The 21,458-nt window shown below is 35.5% G+C and carries 21 protein-coding genes and 1 pseudogene; 1 reads left to right on the top strand and 21 read right to left on the bottom strand.

Going from position 1 to position 21,458, the window contains the following annotated elements:
* Nucleotides 1–22: 22 nt before the first annotated feature.
* On the bottom strand, nucleotides 23–433 hold the full coding sequence (locus ADI58_RS07985; RefSeq protein ID WP_049522126.1) for a thrombospondin type 3 repeat-containing protein: 411 nt from the start codon (nucleotides 431–433) through the stop codon (nucleotides 23–25).
* 151 nt (nucleotides 434–584) lie between these two features.
* Nucleotides 585–1,169, bottom strand: coding sequence for a PBECR4 domain-containing protein (locus ADI58_RS07980; protein ID WP_065428659.1), 585 nt, complete (start codon nucleotides 1,167–1,169; stop codon nucleotides 585–587).
* A gap of 18 nt (nucleotides 1,170–1,187) precedes the next feature.
* Here ADI58_RS07980 and ADI58_RS11400 point away from each other — a divergent pair, with 18 nt between their 5' ends.
* Nucleotides 1,188–1,376 carry a hypothetical protein gene (locus tag ADI58_RS11400; RefSeq protein ID WP_001860875.1) on the top strand — a complete coding sequence of 63 codons (189 nt, stop codon included), beginning with the start codon at nucleotides 1,188–1,190 and terminating at the stop codon, nucleotides 1,374–1,376.
* Between the two features lie 30 nt (nucleotides 1,377–1,406).
* On the opposite strand, the gene ADI58_RS07975 is transcribed toward ADI58_RS11400, so the two are convergent.
* The 19 genes and pseudogenes from ADI58_RS07975 to ADI58_RS07885 all read right to left on the bottom strand — a co-directional run bounded on the left by ADI58_RS07975 (nucleotide 1,407) and on the right by ADI58_RS07885 (nucleotide 21,391).
* A complete protein-coding gene (locus tag ADI58_RS07975; protein ID WP_049522124.1) occupies nucleotides 1,407–4,220 on the bottom strand; it encodes a phage tail tip lysozyme in 2,814 nt (937 codons plus the stop codon).
* Between the two features lie 11 nt (nucleotides 4,221–4,231).
* Nucleotides 4,232–6,589 carry a VirB4-like conjugal transfer ATPase, CD1110 family gene (locus ADI58_RS07970; RefSeq protein ID WP_193390590.1) on the bottom strand — a complete coding sequence of 786 codons (2,358 nt, stop codon included), beginning with the start codon at nucleotides 6,587–6,589 and terminating at the stop codon, nucleotides 4,232–4,234.
* Nucleotides 6,540–6,899: a PrgI family protein gene (locus tag ADI58_RS07965; protein ID WP_001097589.1), complete on the bottom strand. Its 360-nt coding sequence runs from the start codon at nucleotides 6,897–6,899 to the stop codon at nucleotides 6,540–6,542. Before ADI58_RS07965 ends, ADI58_RS07970 begins: the two co-directional genes overlap by 50 nt.
* Nucleotides 6,900–6,952: 53 nt before the next feature.
* Complete coding sequence (locus ADI58_RS07960) at nucleotides 6,953–7,807, bottom strand: VirB6/TrbL-like conjugal transfer protein, CD1112 family (protein ID WP_001054257.1); 855 nt, start codon at nucleotides 7,805–7,807, stop codon at nucleotides 6,953–6,955.
* A 16-nt stretch (nucleotides 7,808–7,823) separates the two neighbouring features.
* Entirely contained in the window at nucleotides 7,824–8,066 is a 243-nt protein-coding gene (locus tag ADI58_RS07955; protein WP_000627865.1) for a hypothetical protein, read from the bottom strand.
* Nucleotides 8,067–8,086: 20 nt separating this feature from the next.
* The gene (locus ADI58_RS07950) at nucleotides 8,087–9,964 is read right to left on the bottom strand and encodes a VirD4-like conjugal transfer protein, CD1115 family (protein ID WP_049522137.1); all 1,878 of its coding nucleotides are present in this window, start codon (nucleotides 9,962–9,964) and stop codon (nucleotides 8,087–8,089) included.
* A complete protein-coding gene (locus tag ADI58_RS07945; protein ID WP_049522123.1) occupies nucleotides 9,964–10,452 on the bottom strand; it encodes a hypothetical protein in 489 nt (162 codons plus the stop codon). Before ADI58_RS07945 ends, ADI58_RS07950 begins: the two co-directional genes overlap by 1 nt.
* Nucleotides 10,442–10,741 carry a hypothetical protein gene (locus ADI58_RS07940; protein ID WP_000869763.1) on the bottom strand — a complete coding sequence of 100 codons (300 nt, stop codon included), beginning with the start codon at nucleotides 10,739–10,741 and terminating at the stop codon, nucleotides 10,442–10,444. The genes ADI58_RS07945 and ADI58_RS07940 overlap by 11 nt, the downstream gene beginning before the upstream one ends.
* Nucleotides 10,742–11,336: 595 nt before the next feature.
* Nucleotides 11,337–11,736, bottom strand: a pseudogene (locus tag ADI58_RS11205) (ATP-binding cassette domain-containing protein); the annotation flags it as partial.
* A gap of 88 nt (nucleotides 11,737–11,824) precedes the next feature.
* Nucleotides 11,825–12,436 (bottom strand): V-type ATP synthase subunit D, encoded by a 612-nt coding sequence (locus ADI58_RS07930; RefSeq protein ID WP_049522121.1) that lies wholly within the window; start codon nucleotides 12,434–12,436, stop codon nucleotides 11,825–11,827.
* Between the two features lie 22 nt (nucleotides 12,437–12,458).
* Nucleotides 12,459–13,844, bottom strand: coding sequence for a V-type ATP synthase subunit B (locus tag ADI58_RS07925; protein WP_000111248.1), 1,386 nt, complete (start codon nucleotides 13,842–13,844; stop codon nucleotides 12,459–12,461).
* Entirely contained in the window at nucleotides 13,845–15,620 is a 1,776-nt protein-coding gene (locus ADI58_RS07920; protein WP_024058020.1) for a V-type ATP synthase subunit A, read from the bottom strand.
* 62 nt (nucleotides 15,621–15,682) lie between these two features.
* Nucleotides 15,683–16,003, bottom strand: coding sequence for a V-type ATP synthase subunit F (locus ADI58_RS07915; protein WP_049522119.1), 321 nt, complete (start codon nucleotides 16,001–16,003; stop codon nucleotides 15,683–15,685).
* Entirely contained in the window at nucleotides 15,993–17,000 is a 1,008-nt protein-coding gene (locus tag ADI58_RS07910) for a V-type ATPase subunit (RefSeq protein ID WP_045611600.1), read from the bottom strand. The genes ADI58_RS07915 and ADI58_RS07910 overlap by 11 nt, the downstream gene beginning before the upstream one ends.
* Nucleotides 17,001–17,064: 64 nt before the next feature.
* Nucleotides 17,065–17,646 carry a hypothetical protein gene (locus ADI58_RS07905; RefSeq protein ID WP_049522118.1) on the bottom strand — a complete coding sequence of 194 codons (582 nt, stop codon included), beginning with the start codon at nucleotides 17,644–17,646 and terminating at the stop codon, nucleotides 17,065–17,067.
* A 33-nt stretch (nucleotides 17,647–17,679) separates the two neighbouring features.
* The gene (locus tag ADI58_RS07900; protein ID WP_000400484.1) at nucleotides 17,680–18,156 is read right to left on the bottom strand and encodes a V-type ATP synthase subunit K; all 477 of its coding nucleotides are present in this window, start codon (nucleotides 18,154–18,156) and stop codon (nucleotides 17,680–17,682) included.
* Between the two features lie 15 nt (nucleotides 18,157–18,171).
* Nucleotides 18,172–20,163 (bottom strand): V-type ATP synthase subunit I, encoded by a 1,992-nt coding sequence (locus ADI58_RS07895; protein WP_049522117.1) that lies wholly within the window; start codon nucleotides 20,161–20,163, stop codon nucleotides 18,172–18,174.
* The gene (locus ADI58_RS07890) at nucleotides 20,153–20,476 is read right to left on the bottom strand and encodes a hypothetical protein (protein ID WP_000185368.1); all 324 of its coding nucleotides are present in this window, start codon (nucleotides 20,474–20,476) and stop codon (nucleotides 20,153–20,155) included. Before ADI58_RS07890 ends, ADI58_RS07895 begins: the two co-directional genes overlap by 11 nt.
* A gap of 24 nt (nucleotides 20,477–20,500) precedes the next feature.
* Nucleotides 20,501–21,391 carry an ROK family protein gene (locus tag ADI58_RS07885; protein ID WP_049522115.1) on the bottom strand — a complete coding sequence of 297 codons (891 nt, stop codon included), beginning with the start codon at nucleotides 21,389–21,391 and terminating at the stop codon, nucleotides 20,501–20,503.
* Between the last annotated feature and the right edge of the window lie 67 nt (nucleotides 21,392–21,458).

Genomic DNA, 21,458 nt, shown 5'->3' with positions numbered 1-21,458 from the left:
ATAGGAGAATCACATGATTCCCCTACAACTCTATCTCCATTTCAACCTTTTGAGGACTGGTTTCTAAATCACTAGACAAAATAGAAACGGCATCTGTTCTCATGTAGTAAGTATATAAGTCTTCTAGGTCTTGTTCGTTTTCAATCCCTGTTTCAATACTAATCAGAGCCTGTATAAATTCCTTGTAGTGACTCTCCATCATATCTGAAATCTTTTGTTTCATTTCCATAAATACTGATGACGATTCAGTGATACTTGTTTGGTCTATGTCTTGAAAATCCTTTTCTAAGGGATTGGTTCCTTCTTCTATTTCCACTAAATCTGAACGTCCATCACCATCAGAATCTGCGCTAAGAGGATTGGTTCCTAGCGCCAATTCTTGAGCATCAGTTAATCCATCTTGATCCGAATCACGTTGATAAATGGCTTCCATATACTTCCTTCTTTCCTAGTTAATCTTTTTTCACTCCAATCCTACCAAATATTCCTTGAAAGAAGTATCACAACAAAAAAAGAGAACGAGCCAAAACTACGTTCTCCTTAAAATGATAAAAATATATTTTATGCCACAAAAGATATGTAAACTAATCTTTTAAATAATAAATAAGTTCAGATGTTTGTAAATGTTTTGAGTAAATGGAAATTACTTTTTCACCTTTTGGAAATACTGTCTTTCTCTTCAAATCTAATAAAGATTGAGGAACAATTTTCCTAGAGGTCTCTTTCAATGTTAATGCTAGTATCTGTTTTCTTGTACGTAGAGCATAATCAAAATCCAAATACAAATAACGTCCTGAACCAGTTAGATGAACATGCTTTCCCAATAACTCCTCAATGGATCCTAAAACTTGTAACTTTTGCATCGTGGTTCCATCTTTTTTTATTTTCAACTCATCAATTATGACATGTCTATTTAAACAATCGTCAAAGAAACTGCCTGCACCTTTTTGGTAATCAACACCACATAGGTGCATGAAATTAGTAGGTGAAAAATGAAGCTCAACACTTTCAATTTCCGTTTCATAATACATGATTTTGCCAACAAAGTGTTTTTTAAAAAAAGAAGCCGCAATTTGTAACTGTGTAAAAAAACGCTGAAGTTTTATTTTTTCGTTGTAATTAGGATTACGATAAACTTCAAAATTTTCCATAATTTCCATATTTTCCATATTTTCCTCACAAAAAAGGTGGTTTACAGAGTCTGTAAGCCACCTAGTCAGTCGGTTTATTCTGGTGTCTGCCACCGCTTGGCCCTTACGTCCAAGATTGCTATCGGATTTCGTTCTGGTGTCCGCCACCGCTTGGCCCTTATGTCCAAGATTACTATCAGATTGACCATGAGCCGACTACTCATCTACACTATTTATTCTACCTGAAAATGGTTAAAATTTCAAGTGTAAACTCTTCTATTTCGTAGTATAAGCAAAACTGATGGCGCTATCTGCTTGAGAGATTTTTCTAAAGGTATAGTTAGGGTTGCCACCATAGTTGGTTTCAGACACAAGGAAAGAACCGTCATCATATACTTTCTCGACAAAAGCCACATGACCGTAGATGGCTGGTGTGCCATGTGTACCTCCCACAAAAGAAACAATGGCACCTGCTCTTGGTGTAGAGCCAGTTTCCCCACCAAGACTTGAAGCTGTCGCAACCCAGTCCTGACCATTTCCCATGGTATTAATGATTGAAATCTTCTCTCCATTTCTACCTTTTAGCTTTAATCCTAACTGGTTCATACGAGCCGCAACACCCCATGTACATTGTCCATAGGCATAGGCCATACCATCTCCACCACCAGGAACAGAATGATCATACAAGTCCCCACGAACCCCTTCAAGGGATTGTGGGTCACTTTTTGCCTGTCCTCCATTTGTTTGACTAAAGCCTTTTTCAATTTGATAATACCATTCCGTTGCTCTAGTTTGTCTTTCCAGTAGTTTGTCACCAGAATTTCCCTCCCAATAGGTGAGGAAGAGTTGGGCGAGATTGGCTGCACTACCCGTATTTTTAAAGAAATCCTTTAGCCAACTTTGATAGTAAGGACTATCCCCATGAAGCATAAAATCAAGTTGGAGGTCTAAATCATACCATTTCTTATTTTTGGTGCGTGCATAATTTAACAAAGCTGTATGACGTGTTGAACCATCTGCAGTATCCGTCCATTGACCTAACCCCAAACCTCTATGAAGGATATTAGGATAAGCACCACTATAAATGGCTGGCCCTCCAATCGCTAACCAGCTTTCATCATCCCATGAGGAATCGGTAGCGCCAACTGGAGGAGATAAATAATCCCCTTCAGCTCGTTTTGGATTGATAGAAGATTCTACCGACCAATTTCCTAAAATAGCTGCAATAGCTTGGGGACTTGCTCCTTGAGATTTCAAAAACTCATAAATATGTTTTGCTCGTTCAAACTCATCCCCACCAAACTGACCAATGGCAGGTAAGATAGTGGTCTGAAGTTGAATGACTTTGGGAAAATAAAATTGCGGATTGACGTACACCAATTTTTCTTTCTTGTTTTTATACTTTTGATAGGAAACTTTCAAACCTGTATCGTCTGGTGTTTCACCAATAATATCACCCGTTAGGACTCTAGTCCCCTCAATCGCACGGCCATTATGAATAGAATACAAGGTCAATCGACTCTCATTCTCTCCTTTTCCGTTAGTGAGAATAATATTGTCGCCATCTAGAGATACAACTCCATCCATTGGTGCGACAATCGTTTGGTGAGCCTTCGCTTCTAGTAGAATGTACTCCTGAAGAGTAGGTTTCCCATCTAAATCATAGTATCCATAACGATAAGTCATGGTTAGACTATCTTCATTGCTTTTCCCCTCAAATGGATTGTCCAATTCCTGCATGGAAGCATACACACCCTCTTCTTTTAGTTCCTTCATTTCCTCTTGATCGTCTTTCGAGATTTTATACTTAGGAGTTTCATAAAGGTCTTGCATGGATTTCAAATCTTCCCCATCGTTTAAATCATGCCACAAAGTAGACAGATAATCCTTGTAAGTTTCTGAACTAAATAAGTGAACTGGTTTGTGTAACTCATAGTCATGGAATTTAAAGTTCATATATCCCATCACATCATCAACTTTTGTGTAATAGGTAATGCCTTTGTCATTTGTACGAGTATGTTCTACGTCTTCCCAAGTTAGGTGGGTATAAGCTTTTGTTAATTCAAATTCATCTTGTTGAATCAAACTAGCAGATGAAAATCCTAAAAAGAAGCTCATCATAAGTAAGAGAAGAAAGACTATTCCTCCAACTATCCAGGTTACAGGATTTCCAGCCGCAAATGTAAAGAAGGAAAAGGCTGCTTTTAGTTTTTGATAGATATTTCGGACACTAGTAAGACCTTGTTTCTTTAATTTTCGATACCGATTTTTAAAGGAACTTGGATTCTCTTTCGCTAGTTTCCATCCTTTTCCATCCTTAAAATGATGGTATCGCTCTTTTGTGTTGGTCAGTCTTTTTTTGGTAAAACGACCTGTTGCTTGTCCTGTTTTGACACTAGCTTTCCCAAGATTATAAGAAAGCCGACTGTAGCGTTTCCCTTTTCTAATGGTCTCTTGAAGTGTGCGATAGCCTTCTAAATCTTCATTTTCTGAAGCTAACTCTCCTCCTTCACGTCCAAGGACATAAAGAAAAGTTTTAGCTTTCCTACTGACTTTTTTAGACTTATAGGCTTGTTTAGTAGATTTTAGATTCTCTTTTGCGGCCTTGACTTCTTTCTTAGCTTTTAATTCTTCTAAACTCTTCCCTTGAAAGAAAAAATTAGATTTTGCTTTCGATTCCTGACCATAAAGAAATTTTTGATTGGTTTTTCTTTCTTTACGACTCTCTTTTCTTTCTTCTTTTGCTTCTACCTTGGCTTCTCTAAATTTCTTCTTGGCTATTTTCAATCGTTTCCTAGCATGAGGTAATCGTCTGTCTCTTAATTCTTTACGATTCAAAAAAGATGGAGGACTATTTTGAAGAATATGATTGTAGTCTTCATTTGCTTGTTTTACTCTCTCCTTTGAAGCTTCTCTCATCTCCTCTAGCTTTTCTTTTATCTCTTTTTTCCATGCTTTTTCATCCAGTACAGCAGAATTTTTTTTCTGTTTCTTCACCTCCTTCTTTCCTTTTTTCAAGAATTTCTTCTCATCTTTTAGACTTCTTCTAAATGCCTTTCGGGCACGTATGATTTCTCTTTTATCCTTCATTTACCTTCCCCTTAATTAGAAGCCATTTTATCAGGATCCGTACTCATGATATCAAACAATTGAGTACCTTGAGGAATCTTATTTTTGAAGGGAACGACAACGGAACCAGCTTTTATCAGTCCTGCACCTTTTTCTGGATTGACTAGGTATTTTTCAAGTTCTTTTGACAAGCCTAAGAGTTGAACCAGTTCTTCTCGGTCATTTTTTGCTTGCTTGAGGAGAATCATAAATTCACTATTTGCAATAATCCGTCTACCATTTGGATCTAACAATAAGGTTTCGACATTTTGAGTTATCCCAGTCGGACTAGCTCCATATTTTCTGACACGACTCCACAATTTAAAGAAGAAATCACTGGCATATTTATCTAATAAGAGAAGCTGCATCTCATCAAAATAAATCCAGGTCTTCTTCCCTAATTTTTGATTCCGAACGACACGATTCCATATCTGATCAAAAACAACCATAAGGGCGATTTGTTTCAGCTCATCTCCTAACTTCTTAACGTTATAAATCAAGAAATTGGATCCGGTCTGAATATTGGTCTTATGAGAAAAAATATCAAGAGAACCTTCGACATACAGTTCCATATCAAGTGCCAAATTCTGCGCTTCTTCTTCTGGCTGTTGACTCAAGACAAAAACCCATTCTTCCAAAGAAGGCTCTTTAAATGACTGATAGGTGAGTCTGGTGACTCGGTCGATAATCGATTTTTCTCTTCCATCCATTTTTCTATCCAATAACTTGCCGATAAAGGATAAAAGAAATTCTGATTTTACCTTTACAGGATCTTCATCCATATTTTCCTCAGACAAGTCAAGGACATTGAGATAGGTTTGGGAATCTGGCGCAATATCAATCATTTCTCCACCAAAAGCCCGTCCAATAACACTGTACTCTGCTTCTGGATCCACGATGATAATTTCAGTATTTTCACCAGATTCCTTGATTTTGGTCGTGATAATTTCATGCTTGGTTGCCATCCCTTTCCCAGCTCCAGAAGTTCCTAAAATCAGACCAGACGGTGTATTTAATAGGCTGCGATCAATGGTAATAATATTACTTGATATTTGATTGATACCGTAATATTTCCCACTACGGTCTTGTAAGTCTACTGAAGTCCATGGAGAGTTCACTGCTACATTAGATGTTAATAAACTCCGTGATACTCCCTCTAAAAAATCACAACCAAATGGCAACAAACTATTAAAGGCTGCTTCTTGCATATATGGAAGTTTATCAATCATTAGGTCATTTGAGCCGGCCACTTGTTGAATCGTATCTAGTGCTTGTTTAAGTTCTTCTTCATCCTGACCAAAAACACCAATCAAGAAGACTGTTTGAAATAGTTTATCTCCTGTCTCTGTCATGGTTTTTAAGAGTTCTTCAGCTTCATCGATATTGCTTTCTAATACATGACCTACTTTTTCCAAATAGATACCTGTACGAGCTAGTTTTTGTTGTTCCCCAATCTTTTGGGATTCCATCAAGGTCTTCTTTGTTCGTAGTTTCTTCATGGCATCTGCCTTGGTCGAACTTTGAGCATGGAGGCTCACAATCAATTCCAAATCTCCTTGCATGAGGTCTCGAATAAACTGATCACCTAATTCCATGCCGTAGTCTCTCACATAGACAATCTGTAATAAGCGGTCATTGATTTGTAGGTAATTCTTGTTTTTGAAATCTAAGAGATTAGGCGCTATAAAGTGGCGAGTCGTCTGACCCGATCTCGTTAAATCACGGTAAGAAAAAGGAAGATGGTGTTCTCCTCTAAGCATATCTGCCAACAAGTTCACACGGTTTTCTCCAGCCAAGGATTCAAAGCGAGCATCAATTTCTGAGAAACCACTCTTGAAATATTCTCCTATTTGGGACAGGGAACGATAGGCTTGTTTGGGATTAGAATCCTTTCTACCAAAGCTAATCAGTTTAACAGCCGAAAAGTTATTTTCGCCACTGTCTAAATTCTGATTCATCATCCGATTCAATTCTTTACGATAGGTATCATACCCATCTTCTTTTTCCTCATACAAAACACTTTGTCTGAATTTTTCTAAATTCAATCTTTTGTTAAAGATAGTCAATTGGAAGTTGGTTTGGTCGTCTAAAGAGTTAATCAAATCAGAATACTTCTCAATGATTGCGCCCTTATCTTCTAAACCAACAGTTTGGTAATTGACGTCCCCAAGTAAGTAGCTTTGTGAGAAATAATCTTCTTTTACCTGCATTAGACCATTTTGGTACAGGGCTTGATAGGCAAGGCTATTCGCTGTAGAGGGTAACACTTCCTCTTTTTTTCCTTTAACTTCTTCCTTTTTATTAGTCATTGAAGTTTTTTGTTTCTTTAATGTATTTGATTTTCTTTTCATGTTCAGGTCCTTTCTTTCCTGTAATTGTGCGTAGGGGAACCGTTAATTCAAAATGAAGACGGTATTTCAAATAATGTTCAAAATATAAATCATTGGGTTTATAGACTCCAAAAAGCATGAGAGGGATGGTAAAAGCAAACACAAAACCGTAAACAAACCAATCTCCAAATTGCCAGAAAAAGAGATTCAAGCCCAAAACAATAATTGTGACAATAAAGGCTGGTAAAACAAATATGATTTGCCTTGTGGTAAAACCTAACCAAGCCCTGTGTTGGTATTTTGAGATGTCTTTAAAGACACGTGTATTCATGACTTTCCTTTCTAAAAAGGCTAAGAAGCATTCACTTCCTAGCCTTTATCTAATTACATACCTAAGATTGAGCGAGCCGTACGTTGAGAACCAACGAGGGCAATAATCAGTAAGATAGCTTGTACCAAACTACCAAACATAATCGCAAGAGATTGCAGGACTCCTGCACCATTTGAAACAGCTATTTTCCCAGCAGATTCAAATAAAGGAACAAGAGAAACAATCAGAAAAATAAGAACCCCTTGTACCGCATAGACCATAATATTTTTTAAATAGCCTATACCAATAGACTTCCATTCATCACTTAAAAATGTTGGAATCGTAAGAGGGGCAAATGGGATCATAAGGTAGAGTTGAATAAATCGAATAGATACCAAAAGATTAACCATGGCTGCACTTACTATCCGAACTAGCCAGATAAGGAGGGCGAAAAAGCCCACAATCATCCGGCCAATAAATCCTGACCCTTTTAATCCAGAAATGGTATCATACTTTGCCCCACCGTGAGCCACAATCGAGGCCACTTGTTCAATGGCATGACTCGCAATCCCGATGATGGCTTCTACAATGACGGTAGTGTTGGTAATTACAACTGCGACCATAATATAACTAATCAACATCGGCGCTAATGCTTCAAAGGTCATCGCTCCTCCTGAGTTAGCAATCTTCTTTGCCATCTTTGAAAATTCTAAGATGAGAACAACTGATAAAATCGCAACTCCAAGAGGCTGCATGACACTTTTAGTAATACTAGACATATAAGTCCATACTGTTGGATTGTAGCTAGATAGAGATTTAATCAGATCTACCGTAGATTGTAAATCCACATTAAATCCTTCAAATAAATTTTCAGCTGATATTTTTTCAGATGCAAGGTAAACAAAGGGTGAGACTAAACTAAGATTCATGTCATTGTTTATCCTCCTAAATTGAAATTTGAGTTACAAAGGCTCCAGCAGCCCCGACCATAACACCACCGACAATTTCAAGAATGGCATTCCGAACACCTGGGCCACCATCTTTAATGTTGGTTGCAAGGTTAACAATCCCCACAACAACAAGAAAGGCACCAACCGCAATCAATCCCTTCTGTAACAAAGACATAGCTTGTGCAAACATAGCACTTGCGTCTACTCCATAAACAAAACCTTTAAAATGCGTAATCATCTATTTCCTCTTTTCTATTTTTATTTTAAACTAGATTCAAAAGTTAAATCACGAATTCTAAGGCCTTCAAGATGATTTTCTTGACTTTGATTCAAAGGATTGATTTGATAGTTCCACCACCGTTCATCGGTTTCTTGATTGGCTAGGTACTTCCAGTTTGGATGCTTGATGGAATTGTATTTTTTGCTTTTAAAGACTGGCATATTAGCAATTCGAACCAAGCATTCATGCCGTTTCATATTTCCGACTTCGTCAGGTGTCATTAAATCACGAGCAATCTTTTGATGAGAAAGGGATCCTGAACCTGTCTGGCCAAAGGAACGACTCGTATTTCGAACATCAATGGTTTGTTTACCGAGTAAGCCACTCATAAATTTAAAGGTATCTTCATCATTACCACCTAAATAGACTAAGCTATCACAGTTCCCCAAAATGGTTTTCCAAGCTTCTTTTTCTTTATAGAGTCCTTGAAGTTGGGCAATATTTTGTAGAATAGGAACGAGACTCATATTCCGAGAACGGACTGTTGAGGTTTGTTCAGCAAAATCTGGGATTTCTCCTATATTTGCGAACTCATCTAAGTAAACTCTCACATGAAGAGGTAATTGTCCCTTAAAATCAATATCTGCTTGTCTTGTTAGGGTTTGAAATACGGTTGAAAAAAAGAGGGCTGAAAGAAAGCGAAAGGTACTATCGTTATCTGGGATAACTAAGTACACCATTGATTTTTCCTTGCCCCATGTCTTCATATCAAGGGTATCTCTTTTGGTCAAATCCATGACACTTTGAATATTGAAGAGGGCAAATTTAGCAGTGGTTACAGCTATAACAGAATCCAGAGTCTTATCCTTATAATTTTGAAAATCTGCCCAATTTCGCATGGTAAAATTTTCAGTCCCATACTTTTTAGCATAATTTTCAAATAGAATTTCTAAGACACTTTTTTCTTGGTTTTCACCCTTGGATAAGTGTTTAATGAGTTTTGAGATTTCAGCAAAACTTGGATAACGCCCTCGTTTTTTTCGCTCTTCCACTTCTTTTTTTTGACGTTTCAACAAGTTCTGGTATTCTTTTTGACTCAAACGACTTTCTTCTATGAGCTGTTCTCTTGTTTTAGGTGGGTTATAGAAATCGACCAAGTAGGAGGCTAAAGCTCGTACCAAAGTCATAGAAGCTTCATCCCAAAATGGATCACTACGAGAGCCAGAGCCTTTGGTGTTATTGAAATAAACCGTCAGCATGCGATTCAAATCATTTTCTGTCTCTATATAGCGAAAAGGATTGAAGCCATCTGAGTTCTTCATATTGACTAAATCTAACACCTTTACTTGGTAGCCATGTTCTAAAAAGAGTTTTCCAGTTTTCTCAGCTAAGTGATCTTTAGGATCCACTACAATATTAGAACTATTCATCTGAATCAGATTGGGTTTCACAAAGCGAAATGTCTTCCCACTTCCTGAACCTCCGATCACCGCAATATTCTTATTTCTATCATATTGGGGTGATTTTTTATCTAATAATGTCAAACGAACATCTTGAGCTAAGATCGTATCATGAGAAAATTCCTTACCGTAAAAGAGCTTCTTTTCTTTTAGAGTTCCAAAACGGGCGCTCCCGTATTCAACCCCTTCTCGGTATTGTTTTTTACCAGTCTCTAGATAGAGATAAATCAGCAACATCATCACAAAGCCTAGTAGAAAAAAAGCACTTGATTTTCCAGTAAAGGAAACATTCCATGGCGACTGAAGAACTTCATCTTGACCTTCCATTAGAAGATGAGTCCATTTATCTAAGGTATTTCCAGTATAGGAATCATACAAAAGCGTCAAACGATGAAAAAGATAGCCTAGTAAGATACCTAACAGTGAGAATAGTAGGAATTTCTTTCCACTGTACATCATCTCACCATCTCTTTCTGTTTGACGGCCCCTTCTTGTCTAAAGGTTATTTGGGATTTAGCCTCATCAATAGCATCATCTAATGACTTATCCATGGTAAAATCAGCTAATTTCTCCGGATCATTAACCATTTTTTCTAACAGATGGTCTAAATGATTGTCTAGAATCGAACGGTCTTTCGTGTAGAAATGCAGAGAATCCCCTTGCCAAGCTATGGCTAAAGGAATCTCTTCTTTTTCTAAAAAAGCTTTAAATTTCTCTATATCAATTGGTTTGTCTAAAAAATCTTTTTTCAGATTAATCGTATCAATCGCATAGGGAGATTGTAGCAATTCTTCTAATTTCTGTACTCCTATCTTATAGGCAGAATCCTGTGCTAAAGCCTGACGTCTAGACCATTCTAGAATCTTTAAGAGACTTCTTACAGTAAATAAAAGACTACGCTCAGCATATTGAACTGCCATTCGTTCCTGTTGTTCAGAGGACATCTGATGCCTCCTTCTTAACAAATAGCAGCTTTCCTTCTTTATAACGATAAGCTATCAATTTCTGACGTTGCTTAATCGACTTGACAACCTGCAGTAGATCTCTCGAATAAGGTTCTCGAAGAGTAACTTCTACTGCTTTCCCATCAACGATACCAACGCGTTTAAATTCAATGTAGTCTTTTTTGAGATGTCCTAAGCCCATACCAAAGGGAAAGTGATGAATCAATTGGATGGTACAACCACCTTTATTTCCCATTTGTTTCAAATCATACAAGTTTACTACTTTCATGATTAACTCCTTTATCTAGTTTGTCGCATCGTTTAAGTCTGGTAACGATAAACTCCGTGTCTGTTAGAAAATTCTCACACACGTCTTGTGCCAGTTGCCCTTCACAGGGAAATACTCTCAGTCCCTACTTACACAGGCACGCTAATCAAGACGGAGTGGATTCAATTTTCAAAGAACAGGTAGCTTTATTATAGATAAGAGTACTTGAAATTTTTATCACATCTTTGGAGTTGTTGGAATAATCAGGTAAGTACTAATTTCTAGCTCCTCTCACAACACCCTACATACCTTCTATGTTTTATGAACAGTAGCTATCATTTACATTTTCAAACTACCATTCTATCAGACTAGAAGTCAAAATAGACGCATCTACTTCGAGAGATACTCATTTAATGGTTCAGCAATTCGCTCTACCTCCGTTACAGAAATTTCATCACTATGACTTCTCATGATTTGTTATTAGTTCACTTTGAGGGGCTTGCTCATGAAACCAAACAGCGTAAGTCGTAAAAGAAAAAAGCAGTACAAGATTGAACTGCTTTTACGGATTCAGATAAAATAACTTTAAAATATAGAAGATATCTATTGACTGTAACTATAATTGATTTAAATTTATAACTTCATCTGCTTGATTCCAAATATCGGGATTATGAGTTGCAATGATGATTAGACGATTTTCATTTTTCATATCTAATAATAATTTCATAATTCCTTGTGAAGTCGTAGGATCGAGCGATGCAGTCAACTCATCCGCAAGTATTAATGGTGGATTTTTAAGAATGATTTTCGCTAAAGCAACACGTTGTGCTTCACCGCCAGACAATTCATATATCTTTTGTTCCAGATGAATATGAGTTAGACCAACTCTTGCTAATACATCTTTTTTTTAACTTATCTTTTTCTATATAATTACATTTAAGATTTACTAATCCTAAATCTAGATTAGTAGAAACATTTTCATTATCTAACAAACCAAAATTTTGAAAAAGATATCCTGATACTGTCAACAAAAAAGCTTAGAAAGGCTTAAAGCCTTATCCAAGCTGATATTTGTTCATCTAATTAATAATCTAAATAAAGGATCTACTTCACTTTCATAATACGAACTAAATTGGCTCTTTCTGCCTCCTCTAGTTTCAATTCTATATAATGAATAGTTTCCGACAAGTTTGGAATAATCGAGTATTCTAAACCATTTACACGTCTACGTGTTTTTTCTATTTCATCAGCCATTAACTGACACGTTTTTTCAACTTCTGCCAGTCTTAGTAATTTATCAATTAAACTATTCATTGTAGCAAATACATCATCCATTTCACTATTAGAAGATAAATAGCTGTATTCACTGTTCTCATTTTGAGAAGTAATATTCATATGCATTCTAGGAACTGTTACACTCATGATATTTTCTTTCTCAACAAATAATTCAATTTCTTTCGATGGAATTGAAAATAATTCCTCCACCATTTGAGAATTCTCTAATGATTTAGCAACTGCAAAGGATTTTAGATTATCAATTAGATAACTTTCTACTTCTTTCCGAAGTTGATTATTCTCACGAATCAAAGAAATAAATCGCCTCATCAATTCATCTCTTTTATCCTTTAATAACTTATGTCCACGTTCAGCTGTTTTCAAACGTTCCTTTAAGTTATTCAATTCCATACGAGTTGGTTTTACATTCAAACGTACCATAGATAATCACTCCAGTTCCGGATTAAACTTCTACCAAAGGTAAGTATTTATCAAGCAAATCATCTTTGATACGTTTTAACTCTGTTCGAGGAAGAATTGATAGTAATTCCCACCCAAGATTCAACGTATCTTCTATATTTCGATTTTTATAAAATCCTTGGTTTATGTACTCTTCTTCAAAACGCTTTGTAAACCTCACATACAATTTATCTACATCAGATAAAGCCGATTCTCCTAATACTACTGCTAACTCTTCAACCTTTTTCCCTTGGGCATAGGCTGCAAACAGTTGATTCATAGTTGGAGCATGATCTCCACGAGTTTTACCTTCTCCAGATCCCTTATCTTTTAATCGAGAGAGAGAAGGTAAAACATTGATTGGTGGACGATAACCTTGATTATACAACTCATGCGACAAAATAATTTGCCCTTCAGTAATGTATCCAGTTAAATCAGGAATTGGATGTGTTATGTCATCTTCTGGCATTGTTAAAATAGGAATCTGTGTCACCGAACCTTTTTTACCAACTAAGCGACCAGCCCTTTCGTATAGAGTTGATAAATTTGTATATAAATATCCCGGATAGCCTCGTCTCCCTGGAACTTCACGGCGAGCTGCTGAGACTTCACGTAACGCTTCACAATAGTTAGTCATATCCGTCATGATAACTAGAACGTGCATATCTTTTTCAAAAGCTAGATACTCTGCCGCAGTTAAAGCAATGCGGGGAGTTGCAATACGCTCAATTGCAGGATCATTTGCCAAGTTCATAAATAAAACCGAACGATCGATTGCTCCTGTTTTTCTGAGTTCTTCCATAAAAAACTCAGCTTCTTCAAAAGTAATACCCATTGCTGCAAATACAACCGCAAAATTTTCATCAGAATTTAAAACAGTCGCTTGTCTTGCTATCTGAGCAGCTAATTCATTATGAGGTAAGCCCGAACCTGAAAATACTGGTAATTTTTGACCACGTACAAGAGTATTCAAATGATCAATAGAGGAGATCCCTGTCTGAATAAATTCATCTGGATAATCTCTAGATACAGGATTAATAGCTTGACCATCAATATCTAAATATTTCTCTGGAATTAAATCTGGTCCACCATCAATTGGTTTTCCCATCCCATTAAAAATACGACCAACCATATCCTCAGATACAGCCAATTCTAATGCATGACCAGCAAAACGAATTTTAGACTTTTCTAAATTTATTCCACTAGATCCTTCAAAAAGCTGAACCATTGCTTTATCTTCGTGGATTTCTAAAACTTGTCCACGACGAATTTCTCCATTATGAAGTTGAATTTCAACTAACTCATTGTAAGACACATTATTTACTTGTTCAACAATCATAAGAGGCCCAACAACTTCACTAGCAGTTCTGTATTCTTTTATAACACTCATTTATAGACCTCCTGTTTCTAATATCAAATGAATTTGATGTGTAATCTCATTTGATATAATTTTGATTTCATCTAATCTATCTTCTGAAACATATTTACTTCTCGCCATACGGTCTCGAACTGCCACGGTACCTTCCATAATCTCTGTAAAGTAAGAACCCAACTCTAAAGCATGATTTGCCTGATCAGCAAAAGTTAGGATATTACTTAGCATTGCTTCTTGTTTTGCAAACGAAGTAAATGTATCTACCGAATCAAAAGCGTTCTGTTGCAAATAATCTTCTCGAATTTGTTTAGCAATTTCCATCGTTAGTCGTTCATTATCAGACAGAGAATCAATCCCAACAAGACGAACAATTTCCTCTAAACTAGATTCCCGTTGTAAGTAGTTCATCGCACGAGTTATTTTACTATTCCAATCTGTCTTCTCTTTACCATCTATATAAGTGCCCACACTGTCTTTATATAGTGAATAAGATGTAAGCCAGTTAATTGCAGGAAAATGACGTCGCTGTGCCAACGGAGCATCAAGTCCCCAAAAAACTTTCACAATCCGTAAAGTGTTTTGAGTAACTGGTTCTGAAATATCTCCACCAGGTGGCGATACAGCTCCAATAGCAGTAATCGTTCCTTCACGTTCTGGAAGCCCTAGAACCTGAGAACGTCCTGCTCTTTCATAATATTCAGCGATACGACTTCCCAGATAAGCAGGATAACCCTCATCACCAGGCATTTCTTCTAGACGTCCTGACATTTCACGTAGCGCTTCTGCCCAACGTGAAGTTGAATCAGCCATAATGGCTACAGAGTAGCCCATATCACGAAAATACTCAGCCATGGTAATTCCTGTATAAATTGAAGCCTCACGAGCAGCAACAGGCATATTTGAAGTATTAGCAATCAGAACTGTCCGTTGCATAATTGATTGTCCGGTATTAGGGTCAATCAACTCAGGAAACTCATTCAGTACATCCGTCATTTCATTTCCACGTTCTCCACAACCAACATAAATAACAATATCAACATTGGCAAATTTAGCTACTTGGTGTTGTACAACTGTCTTTCCTGCTCCAAACGGTCCAGGAACTGCTGCAGCTCCCCCTTTGGTTACTGGAAAGAATGTATCAATAACTCGTTGACCTGTGATTAATGGTTCTTCTGGAATTAAACGTTTAGAAACAGGACGCGCCTTGCGGACAGGCCATTTTTGCATAAGCGTTCCTTTATAGAAACTACCGTCCAATTTTTTTATTTCATATACAACTTCATCAATTGTAAAATCGCCAGATGAAATAGAAACGACTTCTCCAGATACTCCATAAGGAACCATAATTTTATGATTAACTACCTCGGTTTCCTTGACAGTTCCAAGAATATCACCCGTACTCACTTTTTGACCAATTGCTATAGTGGAATCAAAATGCCACTTAATATCTCTATCCAAACTTGGAACTTCTACCCCACGAACTAGAAAATCATTATGAGTAGCCAATTTAAATCGATCTAATGGGCGTTGTATGCCATCAAACATTTGAGAAATCAATCCTGGCCCTAATTCAACCGAGAGAGGTTCTCCAGTTGTAACAACAGGTTCTCCCGGACCAAGACCAGATGTTTCTTCATAGACTTGGATAGATGCCTGATCTCTTCTCATTTCAATAATTTCACCGATTAACCCTAGCTTACCTACACGGCAAATATCTTGAATATTAGCCTCCTGCATACCTGATGCAATAACTAGAGGTCCCGATACTTTTATAATCTTCCCTTGAGTCAAAGTTATTCTCCTTACTAAGTCCAAAAATTATAGAATAATATTACAGACAATTTTGTACATTATTATAAAATAATGTGTCCTACTGCTTTCTCTACATTATCCTCTATACGTTTTAATCCTAAATTTAAACCTTGTTTATGAGTCGGTAATAAAATAATAGCAGGCACAACTTGAGAATCATAATGGCGAATTGTATCTAATATCATTGAAGCAATGTCTTCAGTGATATAAATGACACCATAATCAGATTGAGCTAATTTTCTTAGAGTATTTGTAGCTTCTTGTTCTTGATAGGCAGGAAATATATCAAATCCAATCATGCTAAAGGGTAAAATAATATCATAGCTACCAATTATGCCAATTTTATACTTATTAGCTTCCATAATGCGGGCGTATCCTTTCTTTTATTGATTCAAAAGGAATTGTATTTTGAAGAGCTGATATGATCATTCTAAGATTCTTAACTTCAAACTCACATCCCAATAAATATCTAGCAAGAACTAACGGCCCATCTACATTATACCTTCCTTGATCTAAAGTTTTATACAATAGTAAATCACATAAAAATTCTAACTCAGAAGATGAAATTGTTGCGTCCTGCATCTTCAATTCGTAAGTTGAAAAGATTGAATCTAAGCTTAGATTTATTTTATTGAACCACACAAATATTTCTTGATTTTCTACAATGTATATAAATTCTTTAGCAGAAATACTTCCTTCATCTGAAAGTAATTGTAAAATATCCCCATGACTCTTATTTTGAGATAAACCACGTTTTACAGTAATAATATTATAAAAGTCAATCATTGCAACAATAACCTGAGACAGCACCCCACCTAACTCATTAGATAAAAGTTTCAGATGTTTAAAATATGCTAGATCAGCTCCGACATCAAGTACACGAATATTATTAAAAGTTTCATACTCATTCCAAATTGATTCTACTTCATGAACCATAAAATCAGGAAGTGTATCTGAATGTAAGGAAGAAACTAAATGTTTTAAACTTTCTATATCAAAAATCCCTATTGGAATTAATAATTTAGAAAAATCTTTCTTAATTGCCGCCTTAGATTTTAATAAAACTTTGATATTATGATAAACATATCGTAAAGCAAATAAAGTCACAATTTTATCAGACGGACTTTCAGCATAGGCCCATCTATAATCATTGACTAATTTTGTCATTAGCGAAATCTCTGTCTGACTAGGATTTTCTAAAACGTCAATCGATAAATGATAGGGAGTTGCTTCTAAGATAAATGCCAATGTCTCCGTATCTTTGGATTGTATAATTTTTTGAAATTTTTCTTCTGTAATAAAATCGTTTTCTTTTACCGAAATCGTCGTATTTATTTTTGAAAAAAGATTAGTATCCATAAAATACCTTTCTAATTTTATTGGAATACTCCAAATTTCTAAGAAGGATTAACCAATTTCATCCTTAATTGATAAAAATTTGATTTGCGATACTTGAACTTTCTTCCTTAGAAATCGAACCAATTAATGTTTTATACAAATAGTTATCATCAATTTTACCTATTGAAATAAGTAAGCCTGATTCATTTGAGATAGGCTGTTCACTAAATAAATGATTTGGAAAAGAGAATTTCAATTTCTCTAATTGTTCCAAATTGAATTTAGCTAAAGTCCGCTCCCCAAAAGTTACTATGACCTCTTGTTGTGAATATCGTTCCAGAATTCGATAGATGAACTCCATTTCTTTATCTGCATTCCAAGATTCCATTTCTATTAAAGCAGATTGAAAAAGTTCTTTTAATATTTTCTGTTTTGATACTAACGTTGATTGGCGTTCCTTATTTTTTAATTGTTGAAAAATTATTTGATATTTCTGCTGTAAATCTTTTAACTTTCGTTCATGTTCAGCTTCTTTTTTCTTTACAATGACCGACTTTTGCATTTCAAATTCATCATCAATCTTCTTTTTGGAATCCAATAATTTCATACGCCCTTTTTCATGAGCTTGTTCAATAACAGATTCTCGTAAGTTTTCTAAATTGCTCATTTAGACACCTCCTTTGAATAGCAAATTAATTTCTTATACACGAAGGGTCAAAATGAATGATACGACAAAGGCAAGAATTGCATAGGTTTCTACCATGGCAGCCAAAATTGCTCCCTTCATGAATTCTTTTGGTCTTTTAGCCAAGATTTGCATTCCCGCTACTGCTACATTTCCTTGATGCTTAGCCGAAAAGTATCCTACAATAGCAATTGGAAGAGCTACAAAGAAATAAGCAACGCCTTTTTCCAAAGGAAGTTCTGGAGTTAATTGCAACCAAATCAAAATTCCAATAACAAAACCATATAATCCTTGTGTTCCGGGCAGTAGTTGCAATATCAAAGCTGAGGCAAATTTTTCTGGCTGTTCTTTCAGTAAAGCTGCGGCAGATTGCCCAGCCTTACCAACTCCATAAGCAGACCCCATACCGCTTAATCCAACCGCCAATACAATTCCCAATGCAGCGAAGAAAGCTCCTCCATAGGTTGAAAAATAAGTTGCTAAATGTTCCATTATATATATCCTCCATTAATTCTTTGTAATAACCTTAATATATTTCTCAGAAGCCTTCAAAGGTTGAAATGGTTTTCCTCCACCCTCATAAAACTTACCAAAAAATTCAACAAATATCAGACGTGCTCCATGAACATATCCTGATAGTAACGATAGAAAAATATTGATCGCATGTAAAAGAATGAATAATACTAATCCAATTGTCAGTTTAGCCAATGTCCCCGGAAACAAACCAACAATTAAATTGAAAGCTGATGCTATACTTGCTCCAGATAATCCTAATGCCATCAATCGAGTGAAACTAACTAAATCACCTATATAAGATGAAATATTATATAGATTAAACAATCCTGATCCAATACCTGACAAGCTTTTGGCTTGAATAATAGAAACAATCAAAATCCCCACAGCATTAAAAATAGATACCCATTTCCCTAATACAAATAACGGTCTAATATCAGGCATCAACATTCCGACAGCAATAAATAACAAGCCAAGCAGAATAACACACCACGCAAATCCTGAATTATATGCTTCTGCATATTTCTTCATTCTTACTTTTTGTAGTCCTGAAGCTAACAAACCTACAAATACTGTAATAAATCCAAACACAACTGACACTACTAATATAGTCATGACATCCGAGGTTGTAGATATCAGATGAAATGGCAACTCATATCCAAAAAATGAGCCATAGATTCCACCCCAAATTGCAACGGCTACCCCTAATATATTAAAGAATTTTAAAAATCTCTTAGTTACTGAAGGTAGATGAAAAATTTTTAATGCTAACATTGTTCCTAAAAACAATAGTAAACCATAGCCTAAATCAGCAACCATCATTCCAAAAAATGTAAAGTAAAATGGTGCTAATACAGGTGTAGGATCTTTCTCATAATATTTGGGCAGAGCATACATTTCTGTCAATAATTCAAATGGTTCAATTAAAGAGTGATTCGTTAATTTGATAGGTATTTCATCTTGATTATCCGACAATGTTTCCGATTCATAAATATAAATAGAATGTCCAAAACGCTCATCCATAACTTTTATAAAATATAAAATACGAGTTTCTTCTATCCATCCTTCTAATGCAACTAGATGCGGAGTGCTCAAAAGGTTATTCTTAGAGATTTGACGAGCATAGAAAGATAAAATATAGTCAATTTGCCATTGTAAATCTATCAAATTTTTCTTTGAATCTTGCAACGATGCGATAATATTCTCTTTTTCAGTTATTAACTGCATGTTTTCTTGATCCAAATCTACTACTCGCTGCTTCGGTAATTCTTTTCTAGAATAATCAAATGGTTCAAATAAGTATTCATCAAAATCAATAGAGCAACTGGACTGATAGAAAACAACAACACCGTACTCTCTATCATTAGAAAATATTTCTTGAACTTCAATATTGTTTTCTAAAAAATTATTGTATAAGCTATTATCTACAGTCCTTGGAATTGTTCCGACTTTTCCTCTACAGAAAGAAAATTGTTCTAAATGCGCAGGAACAATTTCTAATTTTTCCCACTTTATTAATCTCTCTATTTCCTCATTATTACTTTGAATGTTTCTTTCTAATTCATGAACTCTGTTTATTTGATCATTCACTTTTTTAAGAACACCTTCAGCAACATTAGCTTTACCAAATTTTTCTAATTCTTCATAAGAGGTTGTTATCGGAGGTTGCTGTAATAACTTAAACGTGTTTTCTTTCGGTAGGTATTCTTGTAATTTCTCTACAGTTGCTTCCAAATGTTGTTGTTTATTCATCAAATAAGTCAAGGCATCATTTCCTTCAATAACCCCATGATTGGAATTAGAAGTATGAGAAATTTGAATAGTTGGAAATACAACCTCATCTTTTTCTAGAGCTTCTGACCAGTTATCCTGAACCTTTAAATCACGGAACTGCACTGACTCTAGTTCCTGAATAGTTTTTAAAACATCATCAAGACTACTCTTAGTAAATAGTAGAGAAATTCTTTTCATCTGACTAATAGCCATATTTTTCTACCACCCTACCAATAATTTTTTCTACAAATTCTCCTCTCCTACTTGATGAAATATACTGAATCTTTGCATCATTTTCCTTGATTGTTTTATTAACCTCATCAATGAGGTTCTGTTGTTTCATTTCTAAATTGCTTTCTATTGAAATTAATTCTTCGTGACTTTTTTCATCATAACTTTTTTCTAGTTTTTCCAATTCTTTTTGGGAGACAGCTTTATACGTATAAATCTCATTATCATATGATTTTATAATATCGGTTGCAACATTCTCAATATCTTGCATTGTCGAAAATACAGAGTTAGTCATTGTGACACCTCCTTATCTTTCACACTATTTATTAGAAATTCTATCTAAGAAATTTTTTACAGCACCTATACGACCAGCTTCATTTCCTAATGTAGCTGCCACAACATTTTTAGGCAAAAACCTATTATCCATTACATTTTTAGCTAAAGAACTTTGAATTTCAGGTAACAAAATATCCTTTTTAGCCAGAATCCCACCTCCTAATATGAGAATTTCTGGATTAAGTAGATAAGAAATAGCTAATAAACCTTTTGTTAGATTTTCTACAAAAATTTCAAAAGTTTCTTTAGCGATTTTATCTCCAGAACTTAAATCAGTAAAGAAAGTACGTCCAGTTTGATTAGTTTTCAAGCTCTTCTTTTGATATAAATGAATCAATGCGGTTGTTGAGGCTTTGCTTTGCCAATCCGAATTACCTATAGGAATATAGCCTACTTCACCAGCAGTATAGTTAAATCCGTTAACAATTTGTCCATTGACAATAATACTGCCTCCTATACCTGTTCCAATAGTAACCATTACTACATTTTTCTTATCTTTGGCTTGTCCCTTCCACAATTCACCTAATGCAGCACAATTAACATCATTTTCAACAAAAGTAGACAACCCAAAACGTTTTTCTATTTCGGAAGTAAAGTTTACTCCGATATACCCTGGTATTGTATAGCCTGCATAGATGATTTCTCCTGTATTAGCATTAACAACTCCAGCAGTGGAAATCCCAACACCATCAATAGAATAATTTAAAATATACTCACCAATTAAATCACAGACCTGATTTAATATCTGGTTCATTCCCAAATCATAGTCAATAATTGTTTCTATCTCTTTGAACTGATTTAAACTCGTTCCAAAATCGTCGTATAAATCTGCCTTAATTGTTGTTCCGCCAATATCGATCCCTATAATCTTCATTTCATCACTCCCACATTTTTGATCTCATTACTTTTTGATAAAAAATGGGACTGGGCATTATCCCAGT

The sequence above is a fragment of the Streptococcus mitis genome, from assembly GCF_001074635.1.
Classification (GTDB): domain Bacteria; phylum Bacillota; class Bacilli; order Lactobacillales; family Streptococcaceae; genus Streptococcus; species Streptococcus mitis_E.
The sequence above is the reverse complement of the archived record's forward strand: the minus strand, read 5'-3'. Positions and strand labels throughout refer to the sequence as shown.